The 17,779-nt window shown below is 65.4% G+C and carries 21 protein-coding genes; 12 read left to right on the top strand and 9 right to left on the bottom strand.

What is annotated here, in order from left to right; all coding sequences use genetic code 11:
- Positions 1 to 24: 24 nt before the first annotated feature.
- Positions 25 to 195: a helix-turn-helix domain-containing protein gene (locus JQT59_RS36375; RefSeq protein ID WP_005574598.1), complete on the top strand. Its 171-nt coding sequence runs from the start codon at positions 25 to 27 to the stop codon at positions 193 to 195.
- Positions 192 to 1,283 carry an ADP-ribosylglycohydrolase family protein gene (locus JQT59_RS36370; protein ID WP_249354708.1) on the top strand — a complete coding sequence of 364 codons (1,092 nt, stop codon included), beginning with the start codon at positions 192 to 194 and terminating at the stop codon, positions 1,281 to 1,283. Before JQT59_RS36375 ends, JQT59_RS36370 begins: the two co-directional genes overlap by 4 nt.
- A gap of 180 nt (positions 1,284 to 1,463) precedes the next feature.
- Here JQT59_RS36370 and JQT59_RS36365 read toward each other — a convergent pair whose 3' ends face one another.
- On the bottom strand, positions 1,464 to 1,964 hold the full coding sequence (locus JQT59_RS36365; RefSeq protein WP_213578500.1) for an N-formylglutamate amidohydrolase: 501 nt from the start codon (positions 1,962 to 1,964) through the stop codon (positions 1,464 to 1,466).
- Between the two features lie 309 nt (positions 1,965 to 2,273).
- On the opposite strand from JQT59_RS36365, the gene JQT59_RS36360 reads away from it, so the two are divergent.
- The 3 genes from JQT59_RS36360 to JQT59_RS38120 all read left to right on the top strand — a co-directional run bounded on the left by JQT59_RS36360 (position 2,274) and on the right by JQT59_RS38120 (position 4,498).
- A complete protein-coding gene (locus JQT59_RS36360; RefSeq protein WP_249354709.1) occupies positions 2,274 to 3,464 on the top strand; it encodes a hypothetical protein in 1,191 nt (396 codons plus the stop codon).
- Between the two features lie 100 nt (positions 3,465 to 3,564).
- Positions 3,565 to 4,095 (top strand): hypothetical protein, encoded by a 531-nt coding sequence (locus JQT59_RS37545; protein ID WP_249354710.1) that lies wholly within the window; start codon positions 3,565 to 3,567, stop codon positions 4,093 to 4,095.
- The gene (locus JQT59_RS38120; protein ID WP_349307044.1) at positions 4,019 to 4,498 is read left to right on the top strand and encodes a DUF6884 domain-containing protein; all 480 of its coding nucleotides are present in this window, start codon (positions 4,019 to 4,021) and stop codon (positions 4,496 to 4,498) included. Before JQT59_RS37545 ends, JQT59_RS38120 begins: the two co-directional genes overlap by 77 nt.
- Positions 4,499 to 4,664: 166 nt before the next feature.
- Here the strand turns inward: JQT59_RS38120 and JQT59_RS36350 are convergent, their stop codons facing one another.
- Entirely contained in the window at positions 4,665 to 5,438 is a 774-nt protein-coding gene (locus JQT59_RS36350; protein WP_213578613.1) for a hypothetical protein, read from the bottom strand.
- A gap of 203 nt (positions 5,439 to 5,641) precedes the next feature.
- Here JQT59_RS36350 and JQT59_RS36345 point away from each other — a divergent pair, with 203 nt between their 5' ends.
- From JQT59_RS36345 to JQT59_RS36315, 7 genes are all read left to right on the top strand, one after another.
- The gene (locus tag JQT59_RS36345; RefSeq protein ID WP_213578501.1) at positions 5,642 to 6,859 is read left to right on the top strand and encodes a cytochrome P450; all 1,218 of its coding nucleotides are present in this window, start codon (positions 5,642 to 5,644) and stop codon (positions 6,857 to 6,859) included.
- A gap of 178 nt (positions 6,860 to 7,037) precedes the next feature.
- Positions 7,038 to 7,727 (top strand): DnaE2-dependent mutagenesis accessory factor ImuA', encoded by a 690-nt coding sequence (imuA', locus tag JQT59_RS36340; protein ID WP_249354716.1) that lies wholly within the window; start codon positions 7,038 to 7,040, stop codon positions 7,725 to 7,727.
- Between the two features lie 78 nt (positions 7,728 to 7,805).
- On the top strand, positions 7,806 to 8,138 hold the full coding sequence (locus JQT59_RS36335) for a hypothetical protein (protein ID WP_213578503.1): 333 nt from the start codon (positions 7,806 to 7,808) through the stop codon (positions 8,136 to 8,138).
- Positions 8,139 to 8,392: 254 nt separating this feature from the next.
- Positions 8,393 to 8,647 (top strand): hypothetical protein, encoded by a 255-nt coding sequence (locus JQT59_RS36330; RefSeq protein WP_213578621.1) that lies wholly within the window; start codon positions 8,393 to 8,395, stop codon positions 8,645 to 8,647.
- Positions 8,644 to 8,913 (top strand): hypothetical protein, encoded by a 270-nt coding sequence (locus JQT59_RS36325; RefSeq protein ID WP_213578505.1) that lies wholly within the window; start codon positions 8,644 to 8,646, stop codon positions 8,911 to 8,913. The genes JQT59_RS36330 and JQT59_RS36325 overlap by 4 nt, the downstream gene beginning before the upstream one ends.
- Positions 8,914 to 9,802: 889 nt before the next feature.
- Complete coding sequence (locus tag JQT59_RS36320; RefSeq protein WP_213578507.1) at positions 9,803 to 11,116, top strand: ribbon-helix-helix domain-containing protein; 1,314 nt, start codon at positions 9,803 to 9,805, stop codon at positions 11,114 to 11,116.
- A 153-nt stretch (positions 11,117 to 11,269) separates the two neighbouring features.
- Positions 11,270 to 11,473, top strand: coding sequence for a hypothetical protein (locus JQT59_RS36315; RefSeq protein WP_249354717.1), 204 nt, complete (start codon positions 11,270 to 11,272; stop codon positions 11,471 to 11,473).
- 372 nt (positions 11,474 to 11,845) lie between these two features.
- Here JQT59_RS36315 and JQT59_RS36310 read toward each other — a convergent pair whose 3' ends face one another.
- The 7 genes from JQT59_RS36310 to JQT59_RS36280 form a co-directional block, all read right to left on the bottom strand.
- The gene (locus JQT59_RS36310) at positions 11,846 to 12,160 is read right to left on the bottom strand and encodes a hypothetical protein (RefSeq protein ID WP_213578509.1); all 315 of its coding nucleotides are present in this window, start codon (positions 12,158 to 12,160) and stop codon (positions 11,846 to 11,848) included.
- Positions 12,161 to 12,241: 81 nt separating this feature from the next.
- Positions 12,242 to 12,694 carry a hypothetical protein gene (locus JQT59_RS36305; RefSeq protein WP_213578511.1) on the bottom strand — a complete coding sequence of 151 codons (453 nt, stop codon included), beginning with the start codon at positions 12,692 to 12,694 and terminating at the stop codon, positions 12,242 to 12,244.
- On the bottom strand, positions 12,648 to 13,373 hold the full coding sequence (locus JQT59_RS36300; protein ID WP_213578513.1) for a hypothetical protein: 726 nt from the start codon (positions 13,371 to 13,373) through the stop codon (positions 12,648 to 12,650). The genes JQT59_RS36305 and JQT59_RS36300 overlap by 47 nt, the downstream gene beginning before the upstream one ends.
- A 33-nt stretch (positions 13,374 to 13,406) precedes the next feature.
- Positions 13,407 to 13,748, bottom strand: coding sequence for a hypothetical protein (locus JQT59_RS36295; protein WP_213578515.1), 342 nt, complete (start codon positions 13,746 to 13,748; stop codon positions 13,407 to 13,409).
- Positions 13,749 to 13,830: 82 nt separating this feature from the next.
- Positions 13,831 to 14,454, bottom strand: coding sequence for a hypothetical protein (locus JQT59_RS36290; protein ID WP_213578517.1), 624 nt, complete (start codon positions 14,452 to 14,454; stop codon positions 13,831 to 13,833).
- Positions 14,455 to 14,692: 238 nt separating this feature from the next.
- Positions 14,693 to 15,631, bottom strand: a complete 939-nt coding sequence (locus JQT59_RS36285; RefSeq protein ID WP_213578518.1) for a phospholipase D-like domain-containing protein — start codon at positions 15,629 to 15,631, stop codon at positions 14,693 to 14,695.
- Between the two features lie 783 nt (positions 15,632 to 16,414).
- Positions 16,415 to 17,374, bottom strand: coding sequence for a hypothetical protein (locus JQT59_RS36280; protein WP_249354712.1), 960 nt, complete (start codon positions 17,372 to 17,374; stop codon positions 16,415 to 16,417).
- Positions 17,375 to 17,779: the final 405 nt, after the last annotated feature.

Here is a 17,779-nt window from a genome sequence, read left to right as displayed (position 1 = left end):
GGGGCGAGACGGAAGGACCCCACGATGGCCGCACTGAACGACGAGCAGCTCGACGAGATCCGTCGGCACCTCGATGAAGGCATGACCCCCGACGCGATCGCCGACTACCTCGGCCGCGTCGCCGACCTCGACCTCATGGACATCGTCACCATCCGGTCAGCGGCGGTTGCCCTCTCGCGGGGGGAGACCCCGTGACAGTGACACCCTCGATCAACCCCGACGCGGCACCAACCGAGGACAGTGCCATCCGGTACGCCAATGCACTGACCGGCCTCGCCGCCGGCGACGCGTGGGGGTATCAGGTCGAATTCACCAGCTACGCACAGATGCCGGCCTACCCGGTCGCCCCGCCATCCGGGCAGTGGGTGCTCTCCGATGACACGCAGATGACCCTCGCCGTGCACCACGCGCTGGTCGAGGTCACCGACTTCGGCGACATCGACGCGGTCACCGACGCGATCACCCGGCACTTCCTCCTCTGGCAGGTCGACCCCGACAACACCCGCGCCCCCGGCCGCACCTGCATGACCTCGTTGAGGAACCTGCGCGCCGGCGCTCGCTGGTACGACACGGACGGGGCCGTCGAATCCGCCGGCTGCGGGGCAGTGATGCGTTTGGTCCCAGTCGCATTCGCCCCCGAGCCCTACTGGCTGGGGCTGACCGCTCTGCAGGCCGTGATCACACACAAGCACCCGCGCGCTGTCGTCCCGGCGCTGCTCCTCGCCGACGCAACCCGCCACGCCCCCGAACGCCGCGGCCGGTTCCTCGAACACGCCCTGACTGCGGCCACACAGATCTACAACGGCACCAGCACCTGGACCGAGGACTCCTACCTGCGCGATGTCCTCGCCCCGATCACCGGGGACGTGTCGTCTTACCTGGTAGACGGTCTGAATGACGGCACCTGCGAGATCCTCACCCACGCAGCGGAACGCCTCGAACAACTACGCACCCTTCCGCCGGCCGACTTCGGCGACCCATGTGCGGGAATCGGTCAAGGCTGGGAGTCGGCCAGCGCCGTCGCTCTCGCCCTGCTGGTCGCGGACCTGGGAACCGCAGAGGATGAGGCCGCCCTCACGGGACCCGAGGCCCTCGCCTGGGCATCGACCAGCAACGGCGACTCCGACTCCATCGCGTGCATCGCCGGCGGGCTTATCGGCGCAGCCCATACCGCCGAGGACTACTGGAACAGCGCCGGCATGAACCCGCTCTTCGAGCCCCGCTACTCCGCCGAACTCGCCGCCGCGGCGATCCGGCCTCCGGGAACACCGAACACCCGGTGACCACAGACCCTGGGCCGAACAGGGTAAGCGGTCTTGACCAGGGGATACGACACGTTCCTGAGTCGCCGCAGGCGCCGCTAGCCCCCATAGAGCGGATAAGTACCCATATGGGCACAGCTGTTGCGTTGGTCGACGAGGCAGGCAGCGCCGGATCCGGAACATACCCGCGCAACGATTCGGTCAGTCGACCATTGGGACAGTGGTTTCGGGCTGGCCGTCGACGGAAGACAGAGGATAGTGCGGACAGGTGACCACCTGACTGGGCACCGGGATGGCACGCCGGGCGGTGTCGAGGTAAAGGCGATACGCGAACTGTCCGCTCCGGTGGGTTCCGGTATCCGGGTCGACAGCGCCGAGAAAGTAACCACTCGTGGAGTCGACGGTCGAGAAGATTGCCCGAGCCCACTCATTGGGCTCCGCCGGCGGCAGATGCCGCGGTTGTCCCGTCGACGCATCAACGGTACGTACGACGACTGTGACCACGGTCCCGGCCGACGCCGGAACCCACGCCTCGGCCGCGACATCGAACGGTGCGGTAGACGTGTGAATGCGCAACTCGACATTCGTTCCGGTCCGAGCCCTCGCCGTGACACTGTGTGGATTCGCCGCGCCGTCCTCAGCTACTAGGTCCGGCAGCGACTCGTGAGAGTCAGCGTGGATTCTGCCGAGGTCAGCGGACATACCGGTAAGCGTACGTGCAGCACACGGGGTCGGCAGGGGCGGCGTAGTTCCATATCGATACTGCTCGCGGAGCTAAATCAGCATGATGGGCGATCGGTGACCCCTGTCCGTGAGGGCCCGCCGATGGCACGCGTGTGCAGGAGCTCACCCCTTGTGTTGGGAAGTGGCTCGTATGCCATGTCCGATGTGGAGGCTCACCATGACTCCGGGTCCCCCGGCATGGCGCCGGGATTGCACATAACAATGTGGCATTGTAAAGTTCTGCCGAAGGGTTCTTACTGAGGGGGATACGTGATGTACGACTTGCCGATGGCCAATCTGACGGCGGCACTAGAGCAGATCGACAAGGCCAACGCCCGTCTGGCGCGCAACAACATCGCCGAACGGTTCACCTACGCCCTCGACCCCTACACCCACGAGGAGACCAACGCCCTCGGCATCACGATCGCACAGGAGCGGGTGCGCCTGACCTTGTCCGCGCCGCGAATCGGGTTCGGCGGCTGGGTGTTCATTGCCCGCCTGGTCGAGGAGGAGGCGGGTTACGTCACCTTCTGCGCTCCCGGCCAGAACCTGGACGGATGGAGCCGCCCGGAGACCCCGCACTGCGACTACTGCGACAAGTCCCGCCGCCGCGCCAAGTTGTACGTGCTGCGCCACACCGAAACCGGTGAGATCAAGCAGGTCGGCGCCAGCTGCATCACGTTGTTCCTCGGGGTGAAGGTCGCCGGACTGTGGACCCTCGAATACGACCTGGATGAGCACCTGCCCGCCCTGGGCGGGCAGGAGTGGGGTGAACCGGCAGCCGGTGGGGACCGGTCGCTGCACAAGCTCGACACCATCGCCCTGGCACTGGCCTTCTCCGAAGGCGGGCGCGGCTACATCTCCCGTGCCAGAGCCCGTGACCGCGAGATTCCCGCAACCGCCGACACCATCGCGACCGCCGTGTGGGGACTGGCGTCCATCCGCAACCAGGCAGTGCGCCGTGAACTCGAAGACGGCGTAGCGAAGGCCCACCGAATCAAGGCTGAGCAGCCCGAGCTGATCGACGCCGTCCTCGCCTCCGCCGAGACCGTCGACCCGACCACCGATTACGGGATGAACCTGCGCACCCTGCTCGCCGGAGAATACGTCTCGGCGAAGTCAGTGGGTATCGCCGCATCGCTGGTCGCGGTCTACGCCCGGCAGCAGCAGTACGCCGCTGAACGCGCCACCATCGTCCCCGGTTTCGTCGCGCCGAAGGGTGCCAAGGTCGCCGACCTCGACGCCACCGTGACCGTCTCCCGCATCATCGACGGCCATTACGGATCCAAGACCCTGCTCGTTCTCCGCACCGACGGCAACCAGCTGATCAAGTGGTTCGCCTCCGGTGCGCGAGACTACGAGCCCGGCCAGCGGGTGCGGATCCTGCGCGCCACCGTCAAAGACCACGAGACGTTCCGCGACCAGGACCAGACCGTCGTCACCCGCGCCAAGCTCGACACCCTCGAACCCGCCGCCTGACATACGGCACCAACCCCACACCGCGTGCCCGGCCTCGACGAGATGACCCCGACGCCGCCGATGACGCGCGCCCACCTCCCGCCACCGACAAGGACCCGCCATGCCTGCGCTGATTCGCCCGACCTACCGCTACACCGACCCGACTCTGACTCCGCCCGCGCCGGGCGGAGCCCTGATCATGGAAGTTGGCCTGGTGTTCTCCCGCCCCGGAATCGGCCCGAAGGGCGGTGGCCAGCACGGCGGTGTCCCGCTCTCCGTCGGCCCGACCACCACGCTGTTGCGCCGGCACGACGGCATCGAGATGCGGTTGCCGAACACCGATCTGCTGCTCTGGAATTCCCCGTTTCTGATCGCCGGTCACCGACACGGCGTCTTCGACCTGCGGCACCGTCCGGGTTGGGAATGGCTGGGTTGGACGCTCGCCGACCACGTCATGCACGACCACCACACGAATGTCACCACAGGACTGGCGCACGGCGTCGTCCCTGTCACCGCGGGTGAGCCGGCCCCCGTTGGTAGTGATTCCTTGTGGGGCACGAAAGACTGCTGTACCGATGCCGGCCGGTGCCCTTTACCTCGGCTCTTACCACCGGCTGTGCCAGAAGGCGGCCGTTCGGCTCACCCCACGTAAGCACATTCGCATCCTGTCCGGGCTGCACGGGTTGCTCAACCTCGACACCGTGACCGCCCCGTACGAGATGCGGCTGGGCGAGCTCGGCTCGATTACCGCCGACACCGTTCACGAGCAGGCCGCTGCACATGGTTTGCTCGATACCGACGACGTGATCGTCCTCCGGTCGCGACTACAGCCGGATCGTCACCGCGGTCTTCCCACACGCCCGCACTCCACTCGCGGGTTGCCGCGGCATCGGAGAACAGCAACAACGCCTCGCGCACATCGCTGCCATAGGCGTGGCCGCTATCGATGCGGCAGAGTCGCATCCGAAGTCGGCATGACCCAGAAACGTCGGAGTCGCGCGATAGATTCGAACGAGGACGCCGCACGTCTGGACTTGTGGGGGCAAGAATGCTGACGGTTTCCTATCTCGTGCTGGGCGGGCCTTAAGCCGGTTGGTGACTGGAGGAATCGCGGTCGAGGGCCGCCCAGTGGCCGCAGGTTAACTTCGCCGCTGCCCCCGCCTGAGATTTCCGTTCAGGGGACGGGCCATATTCGCAGTTCAGGGGCGTAACAGGGCTGGATTACGGCGCTGGGATGCGGGAGTCGACGAAGCGGCGGATTACGTTGTCCCATCCCATCGACGCGAGAAGTTGAGCTGCGGCGGTCCGTGAGGTGAGAGCTCGGAGCGTGTCTACGTCAGGGTCGGCGCCGTCTCCCAGGACATCGTCGATCCGCAGGCAGTCCACATAGCCGTAGTTCGTCCAGGGCTCGACATGGTTGTCCCAGTCAGCGGTATCAGCAAACGGTCCACCAAGTCTTAGCTTCCCGCTTCGGTGAATCATCACGTACCGGGGCACTACCTGCATTGCCTCAGTAGCTCTGGCCAGGCGCTCCGCCGGATCAGCGGCCGAATCCATACTGTCGAAGCGGCGATCGAAGGAGGATGTCTTGACCGTCGCGATCTGAACCAAAGCTCGCACATACAGCCATCGCACACGTTCTATCGATTCTGCCCACGCTGAATCCTCATCGGCGCATGAGAACACGTTCTTGAGTGCGGGCGCCAACAATGTCGTCCCCACCCGCTCGTGGTCTGCGACCAACTCACCATCGACAACGAACTGGTCGCCATGAGGTCTGATCGTCGTGATGGTCGCGACTGCACGGACCACATCACCGGGACCGGCGACGAACAACTCTCGTTCAGGGTGGGTGCCGACGTCGCCCGGAAATGGGCCACGACCTCGGGACAGATACTCCTGCTGGGTCAGATCAGGCCGGAAGCCGATTTCGGCAACGCCCAATGGATGATCGAGCACATCTCGCGGTTCACCAAGCCGCAATCGCAACGTCACAGACAATCCCCGATTCTTCTCCGACGCAATGCCGAAGAACGCTCGAATCATAGCTTTTGACCTGCGATGACGCCGATTCGGTCTAGGTGTACCAAGAGTGCGGGAACGCGACGAACACGGACTGTAGCGTGCCTCGAATTCCGCTGAAAACCGCTTCCCGCAGTAGGGTCACAGGCACCTGTATGAACGACCGAGGGGGGCCGGTGGCTAGTTCTGCATCTGAGGAGGGCATCTCTCCTGGAGCACGCGACTTCTGGGACCGTAGCTTCATCGGCCGCCTCGCACTGTTCGAGAGGCTACGGCAGCAACCGGCAATCGAATTCCACACCGAAAGAGCCGGTCCCGGGTTCTGGTCGGTAGTCGGATACGACGATGTCGTGGCGGTCAGCCGGAATCCGGATGTCTTCTCCTCGGCCGAAGGCTTCACGATCGATGATGTGCCGCCCGAGATCCGCGAGTTCGCCATGTCAATGATCGCGATGGACGATCCCAGGCACCACCACCTGCGAGGAATCGTGCAATCCGCGTTTACCGCTGCCTCAGTGCGCGGCATCACCGATCGATTGCGCGCCTACGCAATTCAACTCGCAGCCGATCTCCCCCGCGACCAGGTCTTCGACTTCGTTCCGGACGTCGCAACCCGACTACCAGTACAGGTCATCTGCGAGCTGATCGGAATCCCAGACAACGACCGGCCGATGATCGTGCAATCAGCGGCCGACGTCGTGTCAGGGGGGAGCGAACAGGAATTTGCGACCGCCCCGGGCGGCGCCGCCGGCCTTCTCCAGATCTACGGTTACGCACTCGAGCTGGGGGAGAAGCGCAAGACAAACCCAGGCGATGACTTGACCTCGCGCCTGATGACCACCACTGTCGACGGGCAGCACCTCACCCCTGCGGAATTCGGCTCCTTCGTCATTCTGCTGATCACCGCCGGTTTCGACACGACGCGTCAAGCTCTGGCCTGGGCCCTGCATCTTCTCAGCGAACACCCCGATCAGAAAGAACTGCTGCTCGCCGACTTCGCCGGCCGCATCGACAACACGATCGATGAGGTCATTCGCCTGTCCTCCCCGGTGCCCTACATGCGCCGGACCGCGACCGTCGATACCGAACTCGGAGGAGCCGAGATCGCGGCGGGAGACAAAGTCGTGATGTGGTACCTATCCGCGAACCACGACGAACGTGTTTTCGAGGCCCCTGGCCGGTTCAACATCTTGCGAGACAACGCTGGCAAACACCTCGGCTTCGGTGCGAAAGATATCCATCACTGCTTGGGCATGAACCTCGCACGGATGGAATTGCGTGTGATGCTGGAAGAGCTGTTCACCGCCCATCCCAGAATTCGGGCGACCGGCAAGCCCGAATTGATGCTGTCGGCCTTCGTCAGTGGGATTAGATCGCTGCCCACAATCGCATAGCCCAGGGGACGTGCCATCTGTGCAGGTCGGCGACCTGTAAGGGCGCTCTGCGCCATCGCCGTCTGGAGTCGGAGTGGAGCGGCCGCGGTGACATCCGGTGCTGCCCGAAACGCGTCGGTGCAGTGAACTACGGGAGTATGGGAACATATGTTCTAATACGTCGTGTGTGGGAGGTGCCATGGGGGCCGGACCAACGGTCGACCCGAGGGCCGACCGTATCGAGCAATTGCGTCGACGCATGGATGCGATCCCGGCGCGCTCGGCCGGCCCACCGCGGCTCACTCCTGTCGAGCCGGCCGCACCGGACCCCGCCCGGACCCCGCCCTCGTCGCTGCGGACCCTTCCCGTCCCTGCCCCGCTCGCGCAGCTGCTGCCGCACGGCGGCCTCGTGCGGGGCTCGGTCGTTCAGATCGCCGGCGCAGCGTCCCTCAAGGCCGGCCTGATCGCATCGGTGACCGGTGCTGGTGGTTGGGCGGCGGTCGTGGGATGCCCGGATCTCGGACTGCTCGCCGCAGCCGAGATGGGTGCCGATCTGAGCCGCTGCGCCGTCATTCCGAACCCAGGGGAGGATCCGGTGGCCGTTGCGGCGGTCCTCGTCGACGGCCTCGATCTCGTCGTCTTGTCCCTTGGAGATCTCAACGCCCCACCCAGTCGCGTCCGCGCGGTCACTGCCCGAGCTCGCCGCAACGGCACTGTGCTCGTGGTCGACGGGCAATGGCCGAACGTCGACCTTCGTCTGGGCGCGAAGGTCTCCCGCTACAAAGCGACTCGGGCGGGCCCACGGCCGCGTAACCGGCATCGACCTCGACGTCGAAGCGACACCCCGCGGACAGCTGCCGCACCGAGCCCAGGTAACCATCTCGGGTAGTCGTGGTGTAGCCGCATGGACGACCGCAGAGGCTGAGGTCCCTGCATCACACCGCGAGTCGACACTGAGGATCGCCCAATGAGCAGGCGAAGCGGCCTCGAAGACTGGGCCGAGCCGTTCCCCGGCGCGCCCATCCTTCGCCGACTCGACACCCCCACTGAGGTCGTCGTCGACATCGCCCACACCCTTCCTGGTCCCGCAGGCTTCACCCGCGCCGACACGCTTCCGCTCCGGGTCCGCGCGGGCGGAATCCTCCTTGAATCCACGATGCCCGGAACCCTGCATGCCTGGCTCCGAATTGCGGACGGGCGGTGGCTCGCCCAAGTCTGTGTGCCTGCCAGCTCAGCGAATGGCTGCAGTCAGCTGGACCTGTGGTTGTGGGTCGAATCCGCCAACCTCACCCGCCGGTAGGTCGGTAATAAACTTCTGACCGGGCTAAATGGCATGTCCCCTTATTGGTCGTAGGGTGGGCCTTCGACCGACATCAACGCCGAAGCGTGGTCTCGCGGGCGGGATACGGCCGACTAGTGCGCGGTTCACGCTATTCAGTGCCGCAGCGGTTGTAGTGGACTGGAGCGCTGGGAATTACAGCGTGGACCGGCAGCGTATCAATGCAACGCTACGATGTAAGGTAATGTGTCAGGCAAACAACCAGGAGTAGCGAAATGCTTCCGAACGATTGCAACGCCCCAGATCCCGCGGACCTCTGCTCCCGCTTCCCGAGAACGCATTCCGCCGAGGAGCTGCTTCCGCTGCCCGTCAAGACGCCTATTCATGTGAGCGACACCGCTCGACGGTTGGCTATCGCGCCCCAGATCGGGGACGTTCTCGCTGGCCGCCGAACGGTCCTGCTTGATCCTGCTGCCGACACACCTGCTGCGGTACCGATGCAGCGGGATGCGACGGACGCTGATCGATGAAGCGCGCTGCCTACTGGGGCTGGGCCGCGGCCAGCACCGTCCCGGAGGCCTTGCAGAAAGCTTTGGACGTCGCGACGTCGACGATGTACCAAGACCTCGGCGCCGAAGCGCAACCAGTAAATACGTCCCACACCACAACGATTCTCACCGACGAAGTTCGTGAAGACCCCGGCCTCCTCAAGTCACTGCTCGGAGGCTCGCCGGCAACGGTGAGTCGTGAAGATCAAGCGTTGGTCACTGTCGTACTCATCGGGGAAGTCTGGTAGTCAGTCGCACTCTCATCTCGGTCCGCACGGCGCAGGACCGCGCCGAATCCGGTACGTGCGTGGATGGCCCCTCCCTGCTTCCGCAGGGAAGAGATGCTGGCGTGATCCTCCTGGCCTGACTCCACGCGAATGACCGGCGAGCGCGGGGCTCTGCCTCTGGAGACGGGGTTATTCAGGTGCTCGGCAGCACACTGCATGCAAGAGATTCGGCTGATATTGTGATCGCGCGCTCCCACCCGGGAGTTTCCTGAGGCTTGTTCAGTTCGGCTTCAGATGTGGCAACGAACGTGTGGCGGAGCTGTATCCGATGCCGCACCCGTCACCCCGGGTGAATCAAATTGTCGAGTAGATCCCGATCCGATGCTCAGTGGTCAGCCGCTGCCCGTGATGCGTGCGCAGTCCCGCTCCCATCCTGGCTAAACGCCCTGGCACCGACACCGGATCTGCGCAGCGGCGGCAAAGGACCCGCCGGAAATCTGGACGGAGATCGATGAGTCACGAGCCATCGAGAAGCCAGGACACTTACGGAGGATCAATGCAGGAAAAGCGAGTTACTCAGGACGATCGGCAGCGAAGCCGCGACTTCAAGGTCGCGCTATTCGGGTCGAGGACCCGTCTACCTGATGCGGCACATGAGGACTCCGCTGCGAACCACGGCTCACCCTCGGACCGCCGAGGTTGATTGTCCCCTCTGACGGCGAAGGCCCCGTTACTCATTGTGTGGGTGCGGGCGGTTGCCGCGGCTGAGCCGCGTGTGTGTACGCGTTCGCGCCCCAGTGCCCCCGGTGCTGGGGCGGATTGCGTTCCATCGACCAGCCATTCTTCCGGCGCTGGGTCTTCCCCTTCCGAACCAGTTCCGGACAAACCATCCTCACGGAGAATGACAGCGATGACCGAGACCACCAGCATGGGCCGCGTCCCTGTCGGCGATCCGATCCCGCTCCGCTTCGATCCGCAGGTCAAGCAGCGACTCGACGAGGTGGCCGCCGGGATCGGGCCGCGTCGCTTCGGCGCTCTGGTGCGGGTGGCCGCCCACCGCCTCCTCGCCGACCCGGACCGCGTACCTACTGCACTCGATGAGTACCGTCGCGTCTCCGCCGCCGCCCGGAGCCTGCCACGGGTGGAAATAGTCTTCGATCTGGATCCGGTAACCGACCGGCGCCTCGAGGAGCTGGCCCGGGCCCATCACACCAAACGCAGCGCGATCCTCCGCGTCGCCGCACACCGCTTTCTCGCCGCGGCGGGCCGATTCCGTCCCTACGTGCTTCGGGAGGACGCTCGCGGCGATCTCACCTGCCGAACCCGCCTGCACGTCAACCGCTCCACGCTCGACCGGCTGGACCGGCTGACCGGCCGCAACGGGGACGTCTGCACCTCCGCCGCGCTGCGGGTCGCACTGCGCCGGCTCCTCGACGACCCCGGCGACCTCACTACCGACCTGGCCGCGATCGGGGCGGTCCGGGACCTGGCACCGGAGGTCTTCGGCCCGCGCACGAATGTGCACTTCGATGAGGAACTGCGCGATCAGCTCGACGCCCTCGCCCGCCAACTGGGGTCCGATCGCGGCGAACTGATGCGCCTGGCCGCCCACCGGCTCCTGGCCCATCCGCGGGACCTCGAGCAGGCGGTGACCGAGGAGATCTACCGGGGGGAGTCGAACCGCGGTCAGCTCCTAGCCCGCAACGAACGCCGCAAAACCACCGCGGCCGGCGCTGTGCCCGCCGGAGCGGTGAAGGCGCCGTCCCCGGCGGGGCGCCCGTTCGGGAAGCCGCACTCGTTCCTGGTGGATGAGGACACCAAACGCCGACTGCACGAGCTCGCCGACGAGTACGGGCCCCGCCGGGTCTCGGCGCTGGTGCGCGTGGGGATCCGCCGACTCCTCGACAACCCAGGCAACCTGGCGGCCGACCTCACCACCGTTGCCCCCGTGCACGATCTGCGGCCCGAGCCGCCCAAGGCCAGGATCGCTGTCGCTCTCGATGACGAACTCCTGGTGCACCTCGACGCCCTCGCCGGCCGGCTCGGCTCGACCCGGCAGGAACTGGTGTATCTGGCCGCCACACGCATCCTGCGCCAGCACACCGGCATCGAAACCTGCATGCTCGACGAGATGTACCGAGCTCCGGGCAACCGGCAGAAACTGATCACCAGACATGCCCGCCGCGAGCGAAGACGCCGGACTGGCCACGGCGATGCCGACTGACCTGCGCGAATTGTGTGCGGGTCGGGCCCGCACCACCGGAGGATCCCCTGTCTCGGTTTCTGCGCCCGGCCCTCATCGCGACCACCGCGGCCGCCCTGTCCCTGACCGCGCCACGCACGCGCAGCACCACCACCCGACGCACCCGGGTGCACAGTGCACAGGTTCGTCCTCGGCGGCATGTCGACGTGTGCCCCGGGTTCGGCGAATACCCATCAGGTGGAGATGGTGTGCCGGATCTTCGGATTTCCCGCCAACCTGTACTACGCGTGGGGACCGGAGGTGCCCACGTTCCTGCCCTCCCTCGCCCTGTGCCCACCGCTGAGCTACGGGTTCACAGCGACCGTCCACACCCGATAGCCATGCTCTGACCTGCGGAATGACACGTCCCAGGACCTGATCCCCCAGTGAAGGCGCGACCGCCAGTAGGGGCATCGATCTGCAGCGTTTCCCCGAGCTTGTCCAGGGAGTTTCCGATCGTGTTCCTCGTGCGAGTCCTCCGCGCGGAAGAAGCTCCGCGATCGGAGAGGGCACGGGATCGCAGCGTGGTCTGAGCGGTGGCCACAATCGGTGTCGGCTCGTCGACGGACCGCAGCATCACCGCAGGCATAGCCGGTTCCGTACCGTCGGATCGGGCGGGAATCGCCGCCATATTCCGACGCAGCTGTTCGAGCTTTTGCGCCTTACTGAGCGCGTCCGAGGCGGGCGCGGTGCGGTATTCGTTGTCTATCTTCACGACCTCCCTGTCGTGTCCGGCCGGTTGGCGTTGAGTCGTCCCGCCTCTGATCCCTCATTCCGCGAGATGCGTCGGAGCGTCCAGGCGCCGACCGCGAGCAGGCCCGTCATGGTGGCGACGAGGAGGACCTTGAGGATGGTCGAGACGTCCGAGGTGATCGCGGCGTAGATCAGGATGGGGCAGGCGACGATGACGAGGGCGAGAGCCCATTCGCGTATCCGCCAGGGGTTGCTGGATCGTTGAGCGACGGGTCCGCCGAGCAGACCTCCGGCGAGCAAGACTCCAAGCCCCACCGTAAATGCGGTGTTCATACTCCCCCTCTGTGTCTGTCACGCCCGGTTTGATCGGGATGTTGCGCGATGGCCTCACTCTGAGGTGCTAGCAGGCCTGCTTCACACTGAGGTCGCGTTCTTGGGCGGAAGGTCGATGTGGGTCCCCTCGGTCAGCGTGAGTCCAGCGCCGAGGACTGGGCTGTTAATGACGTTCGCGCGTACGAACTCGATCTGGGCGGTCAGGTTCGCTCGCAGCGCGGTGAGTTCGTCGGCCATCCTTTGAGTTTCGGCCGTGGCGAGCTCGTTGCGAGTGATCTGCGTGTACGCCTGGTGAAGGCTCGCCTGCTGCTCTTCGAGCTGGTCGAGGGTCGTCATCTGCTTGATCAGTCGATCCAGCGGTGCGAGTTCGTCGCGGTACGCCAGCAGGGCGGCAACTCGGTTCACGAGGCTGGCCCGCATCTCGTCGATCAGTCCGGTGCTGCGTTCGACTGCCCGGCGGAGGCGCTCGACGTCCGGGCCTTCATCCTCAAGAACCTCCGGGTCGATGGCGGCCGAGAGCTGTTGCTTGTCCAAGAGTGCCGCGCTGCTCGCGATCTCGAACCGTTCCCGCCCGAGGTCCAGCCGGATTCGGTGTTCGTCGAGCAGTGGCGACTTCCACGCTGCGCTTTTGCGGATGTCGGTGATGATTCGGTCTGCGACGTAGGCGATTCTTTTCTGCGTCGCGGGGTTGTTTCCGCGCTTCTGCCGGGAAACCCGTGCCCTTGTAGGCCTCCTCGATCGCTATGCGTTCGTCCGTGGTCAGGTGCAAGGGATGATGGGCGGCGCGTCGACCGCGAGCGGCGGCCGCGATGCCCAGACCCGTGGGAAGAAGGAACGGAATGGTCGTCGTCAGCGGACTCGGTTCCCCTTGCGCCGCGACGATCGCGATGGCGCACAGCAGGGACACGAGAGACAGAACGGCCAGGGCCGCGGTCGTTCCCCACCCGGACTTCGGCGCCCACGCCCAGTGATCGTTGACGCCAGCCTTTTTGCGTTCGTCGAGTTTGCGGGTCAGTTCCGGTGTGAGCGAACTCCGGTCGAGCCGCTTCAGGTCGCTGAGCTTGTAGCTGGTCGCATAGTCATATTCGGAGATACCGGGAATGAGCTTCTCGACTTCCGTCGATGACACCACTGAAGCCGGCCGACCGCGCTCGAGACCGCTGCCGGTCACCGGTGCCGACTCATCGCCGTTCTCCTTGCCGTTGCCGTCCATCGTCTCCCCCTCGTGTGTTGTCGGTGCACTTGTTCAGGCTGTCGGGCTTTCCCAGCTGCGCAAGATTTCGGCGTGGTCCTCTGACAGTCGCAGCAGGTCAGCAACTTTGCGCTCTTCGGTTTCCCGCTCGGCGGCGATCACCGGTGCATACTTCCGCTGCGCTGCCTGCTTCGTGATCCCGCCCAGCGCCTCGCCGATCTCAGCCCAGCTGATCCCCCGCCGTCGGGCGAGGGCCACGATCTGCCCCAGTGTCCACTTGGCGAGATTCGTGGCCTCGTACTGGGTTCGGAGCGCTTCGACGACCTGTTCGTTCGTCGCGGATCCGCTGAAGCGCGTGACGTCGCCGGTATCGCTACGCTTTTCCATCCCACTCATGCGTCATCATTTTGCTGACCAGAGAGAGGTTTGTCAACATTATGATGACAAACGTGGGTGTTCGCTCGGTGTGGACTGAGTTTCAGCGGCTACGGGCGGTGAGCTCGACCCGTTGGCGGAGCGAGCCATCTGCGTGCGGAACCCATGCCCCCACAGGGGCCCACCGCCGCTTCCTGAGCGCTGTTCGAGCGGCGGTGCGGGCAACTGTCGGCAGATCACCGGATACGGCATCCAGTGTCCAGGTATCGAGCAGAGCGCCGTCACTGGTACGGATTTCGACCACTTGCGACTCTGATCGGCTCTGGAGGATCGCGACCGGGCGTTTGAGGCGATCGTGCTGGGCGATTGTGTGGAGCTCGCACACGTACACGATGGTGGGCAGTCCAGGGATGGTGGCTAGCAGTGAGGACAACAGCAGCAGCAGATCCGACCCGGTGGTCGAGACGAGAAGCTGGGCGGCGACGTAGAGGGCAGACACCGCCGCCATTCCCACCACGCCGAGCGCCCATGCGGCAGAGCGCGGAAGCCGGTGACCGCTGCGGTGGTCGGCGAGCATCACCGTGGACGCGACAACCGACACGCTCAACGCTGCCACTACCGCGGTTGCACCAGTATCTTCGTCGACCGCGAGTGCCACGCTGGCCATTCCGGCAACGAGCGCACCCATCACCACCGCCATCTCAGCAGCACCTACGACGACACCCACCACTTCCTCCCGCGTCCATGCCCCCCGGAAGACTGACGATCGCTCGCGCATCGGCACTGGTCCCCTCCCCATTTCTCGGGAGGAGCCTATCCGGGGCGCTGTCATACGAGGCCAGCCGGTGCAACCGCCCGCGGAGGGGCAGTGGAAGCCCTGGTCACCACGATCCTGACATCTACGTGTCGGCCCGAATGTGCGTTGACCTGGTGAGATGACACGTCCCCTTCTCTTTGGGGAGCGGTCAGAGGTTCCAGAGCCGGAGGAGGGCGGCCCGCAGGGTGGGGGAGACGATGCGGTGGTCGGTCCGCAGCCGCGGGTTGTGGTGCCCGAGATCGGCGAGCGTCTTCTCCGCGTCCGACAACCCGATGGGCTCCAAATCGATGCGGGTGCGGAGGAAGTGCGCGATGGCGCCGCGGGAACGGGGAATCGTCACGGCCTCGGAGTGCACCACGGCGGGCGGATGAACCCAGTCGTCGGTGACCTGGATCAGGACGTCACCGAGTTTCAGGTGGCCGGGCTCGTCGAGGCGGAACCATTCGAGCTGGTACCTCGCGGTCGGTCCGGCGTTACGCCGCTGGCGCCGTTGTTGGGTCGTCCATTCGCGTTGCTCGGACGCGCTGGGGTCGTACTCTTCGGTCTGCCACACGAACATCCGGGGCACCGGTGAGGGAAGGAAGTCGGGTTCGGGCCGGATCCGGCCGGTCACCCCGGGAATGGTGAGCGCCCGCCCCTTCGCCCACTCGGCGTTGGCGTTGTCCAGGAACGCCGCATCGACCTCGGTGATCTCGTCGATTGCGTCGATGAATGCGCCGGCGGCGGCGAGCAGGTCCGGGTCGTCGGTGATGATCACCGCTTCGTCGACGACGGTGGAGTTCTGCGAGGCGTTCGCGGAGCCGATGACCGCCCGACGGTCGGTGACGATCACCTTCGCGTGCAGGTTCGGTGAGGACAGCACCCGCACCCCGGCGCCCACGTAGTGGGCAAGCGCGGCCGGTGAGGTGGCATGCGCGCGCAGGGCCGCTTTCGAGGCGTTCACGACCAGGACGTCCCCGGTGTGCAGGGGAAGCAGGGTCGGGGCGTCCTGGCCGAGGTAGGCGATCGCGGCCCGGCGGAGGCCTTTCGTTCTGATCGCCGCGGTGATATGCGGCCAGGGGCTCGGCCCGTGGAATGTCGTCCCCATACCCGGGAACGGTAGCGCGGCCGCGAGACCCCAGGGGCCGGTAGCGCCCGATCACATCCCACGATCGGTGTCCCTGCACCCTCAGGCGTTGATGCCATCCAGGGCTTGTGAGATTCCAAAATGGCCCGCTGAGCTGGGTAGATGACACGTCCCCACCTCGTGCACCGGCGGGGGAAGTAATGCGACGAAACAGTGCAACCGGGTGGAAGCGTCTGCACGACAGGGTCTCCCCGCTTGTTCTATACAACGTTACGTTGTAAAGTCGGTTTCCGAACAGTCCGCGGTGACATTCACCCGGCTTACCTCACGCACTCTGTGGAAAAGGAACCCGCACTTGATGATTGCTTGCTCTGACCTCTCGGTGAACCTCGACGAGCCCACACCGAAAGTCGAAGGCATAGGTTGTCCTCATCGGGCTCGATTGACCTGAATTGTCCCCGCATTCGCCCCTTGATTCAGAAGCTTCACAACCAAGTCTCCTCCGAAGACGAGCGCCCCGGTGGGGAACCTGTGGCAGGTCCCGATAGTCGGCGCCAGCGCATGTCCGGCAGCAGCCTGGCGCTCGTACCTGGCTCGGCAACACGCTGCCGTGGCCGCTACCCGCGAACGCTTGGCCGAGTTGACCGGCACACAGCTCGTCACTGACGAACGGGCAGACACTCTCAGGTGATTGCGTCGGGTTAGTAGCTTGCCCGGCATGGGAACCTGCACCGAGGCAAAGTGGCGTCCCAGCGCCTGCCGGCGGCAGTCGGACCTCGTTCCGTAAGCGGATCCCTCCGCGGTTCAGTCGGAGTCGCCGAATCGGACCCAGGTTACCCCGTCGACCAGGGTGGCAGAGGGGAAGTGCGGTTGGTCGAACGGTGTGTAGCCGACCGCATATGCCGCCATGCTTGCCCGAGGGTCGTCGAACTCTCGCAGGTGTCGTGCGCGGAGACCGTCGAGGTCGATGTCGAACGCGATCTTCTTGTCTCCGTCGACCAGATGCCAGGTGTAGCGGACGACGACCCGGTCGCGGCCGTGCAGGCTCACCTCCTCGAAGGTGAACCATCGGCGATCACCCATCCGGCCGAGCCGGTCGGCGAAGGTGGCGGCAAGCTGGGAAACGAACTCGAATGCCCACACCTCGGGGGCGGGCGCTTGCGGGTGGGGCACCAGGTCAGCGTTGATCATGTCGCCGTGCCGGCGAAGGTAGGTGAGAAGCTCCCGATTCTCGGGGACGAGTTTCTCCGGGTAGGCACGGCGACCTCCACAGACGAGGAGCCACTTGAAGTCGCTGGGCGCGAGCCGGGGGGTGGGGGGATCGACGAACACGGCGAAGAACGCGGGACGGACCCGCAGCTGCGCCATGTCGTTGAGGACTCGGTACGCGTAGTCCGCCAGCTCACCCAACACCACCCGCACCCAGGCGATCTGCTCTCTTACCGGCAGATCCACCGCCCGAGACTTGATGTCGGGTTCCTCCGCGCTGCTGCCGGTGGAACGTGCGCTGATCGCCACCTGGATCATGCGGGTGGCGGCGGTTCTGTCGAACGTGCCCAGGAACTGGGGATCCTGCCATCCCAGGGACACCGTGACGCGCACGTCGGCCATCTCGACGCTCGGGGCGGTGAACGCCGGACCGACCTCATGCACCGGTGTGCGGTCGGGATCGGTTACGGCGGACAGGTAGTTGCGCATTGGTCCGAGCTCGACGTCACTTCGGCCGTGTATTACCGCAGCCAGCTGAGCGGGTGTTCGGTCCACGCCATCACACATGGTCCCTACTCTCGAGTTCCGCGGTGCGGCTCATCAGCCACGCGACCGTTTGCATTTGCTTGTGCTCGGGCATCGCGTATCGCTCCCAAAGACTCCATCCGGAGACGAAGAGAGCGAGTTTACACCCGAACCTCGATGCAACCCCTGCACGGACGGAGACTGCCGCCGCCCGTGCGCGAAAGCTTCAGCCAGACTGGATTCCGCCGCTTGCGGCAATGACTCCGCCCCAGCCCAGTTCCAAGAGCGAGCCGCGACCGCCGGGGCAAGGTGACGGCAGTCGGTGCTTGTTCCGGAAGCGGATCCTCATCCGGGGGTGGAACCCGGACGCAACGTGGTGGCTGAACAACGACGTCGCTCACGTCGAGGTCGAGCCAGCGTTGTGGCGACGATGCG

It is taken from the genome of Rhodococcus sp. USK13 (assembly GCF_018343855.1).
Classification (GTDB): domain Bacteria; phylum Actinomycetota; class Actinomycetes; order Mycobacteriales; family Mycobacteriaceae; genus Rhodococcus_F; species Rhodococcus_F oxybenzonivorans.
Note: the sequence above shows the minus strand (reverse complement) of the source record. Positions and strands in the feature narration are given on the sequence as shown.

What these genes read in the sequence shown, in the direction of transcription:
- JQT59_RS38120 (WP_349307044.1), top strand. Translation starts at nt 4,019, where the DNA reads ATGCCGGCCGGTGCCCTTTACCTCGGCTCTTACCACCGGCTGTGCCAG.
- JQT59_RS36365 (WP_213578500.1), bottom strand. Translation starts at nt 1,964, where the DNA reads ATGTCCGCTGACCTCGGCAGAATCCACGCTGACTCTCACGAGTCGCTG.
- JQT59_RS36375 (WP_005574598.1), top strand. Translation starts at nt 25, where the DNA reads ATGGCCGCACTGAACGACGAGCAGCTCGACGAGATCCGTCGGCACCTC.
- JQT59_RS37545 (WP_249354710.1), top strand. Translation starts at nt 3,565, where the DNA reads ATGCCTGCGCTGATTCGCCCGACCTACCGCTACACCGACCCGACTCTG.
- JQT59_RS36300 (WP_213578513.1), bottom strand. Translation starts at nt 13,373, where the DNA reads ATGGACGGCAACGGCAAGGAGAACGGCGATGAGTCGGCACCGGTGACC.
- JQT59_RS36310 (WP_213578509.1), bottom strand. Translation starts at nt 12,160, where the DNA reads ATGAACACCGCATTTACGGTGGGGCTTGGAGTCTTGCTCGCCGGAGGT.
- JQT59_RS36320 (WP_213578507.1), top strand. Translation starts at nt 9,803, where the DNA reads ATGACCGAGACCACCAGCATGGGCCGCGTCCCTGTCGGCGATCCGATC.
- JQT59_RS36330 (WP_213578621.1), top strand. Translation starts at nt 8,393, where the DNA reads ATGCTTCCGAACGATTGCAACGCCCCAGATCCCGCGGACCTCTGCTCC.
- imuA' (WP_249354716.1), top strand. Translation starts at nt 7,038, where the DNA reads ATGGGGGCCGGACCAACGGTCGACCCGAGGGCCGACCGTATCGAGCAA.
- JQT59_RS36325 (WP_213578505.1), top strand. Translation starts at nt 8,644, where the DNA reads ATGAAGCGCGCTGCCTACTGGGGCTGGGCCGCGGCCAGCACCGTCCCG.
- JQT59_RS36295 (WP_213578515.1), bottom strand. Translation starts at nt 13,748, where the DNA reads ATGAGTGGGATGGAAAAGCGTAGCGATACCGGCGACGTCACGCGCTTC.
- JQT59_RS36285 (WP_213578518.1), bottom strand. Translation starts at nt 15,631, where the DNA reads ATGGGGACGACATTCCACGGGCCGAGCCCCTGGCCGCATATCACCGCG.
- JQT59_RS36335 (WP_213578503.1), top strand. Translation starts at nt 7,806, where the DNA reads ATGAGCAGGCGAAGCGGCCTCGAAGACTGGGCCGAGCCGTTCCCCGGC.
- JQT59_RS36360 (WP_249354709.1), top strand. Translation starts at nt 2,274, where the DNA reads ATGGCCAATCTGACGGCGGCACTAGAGCAGATCGACAAGGCCAACGCC.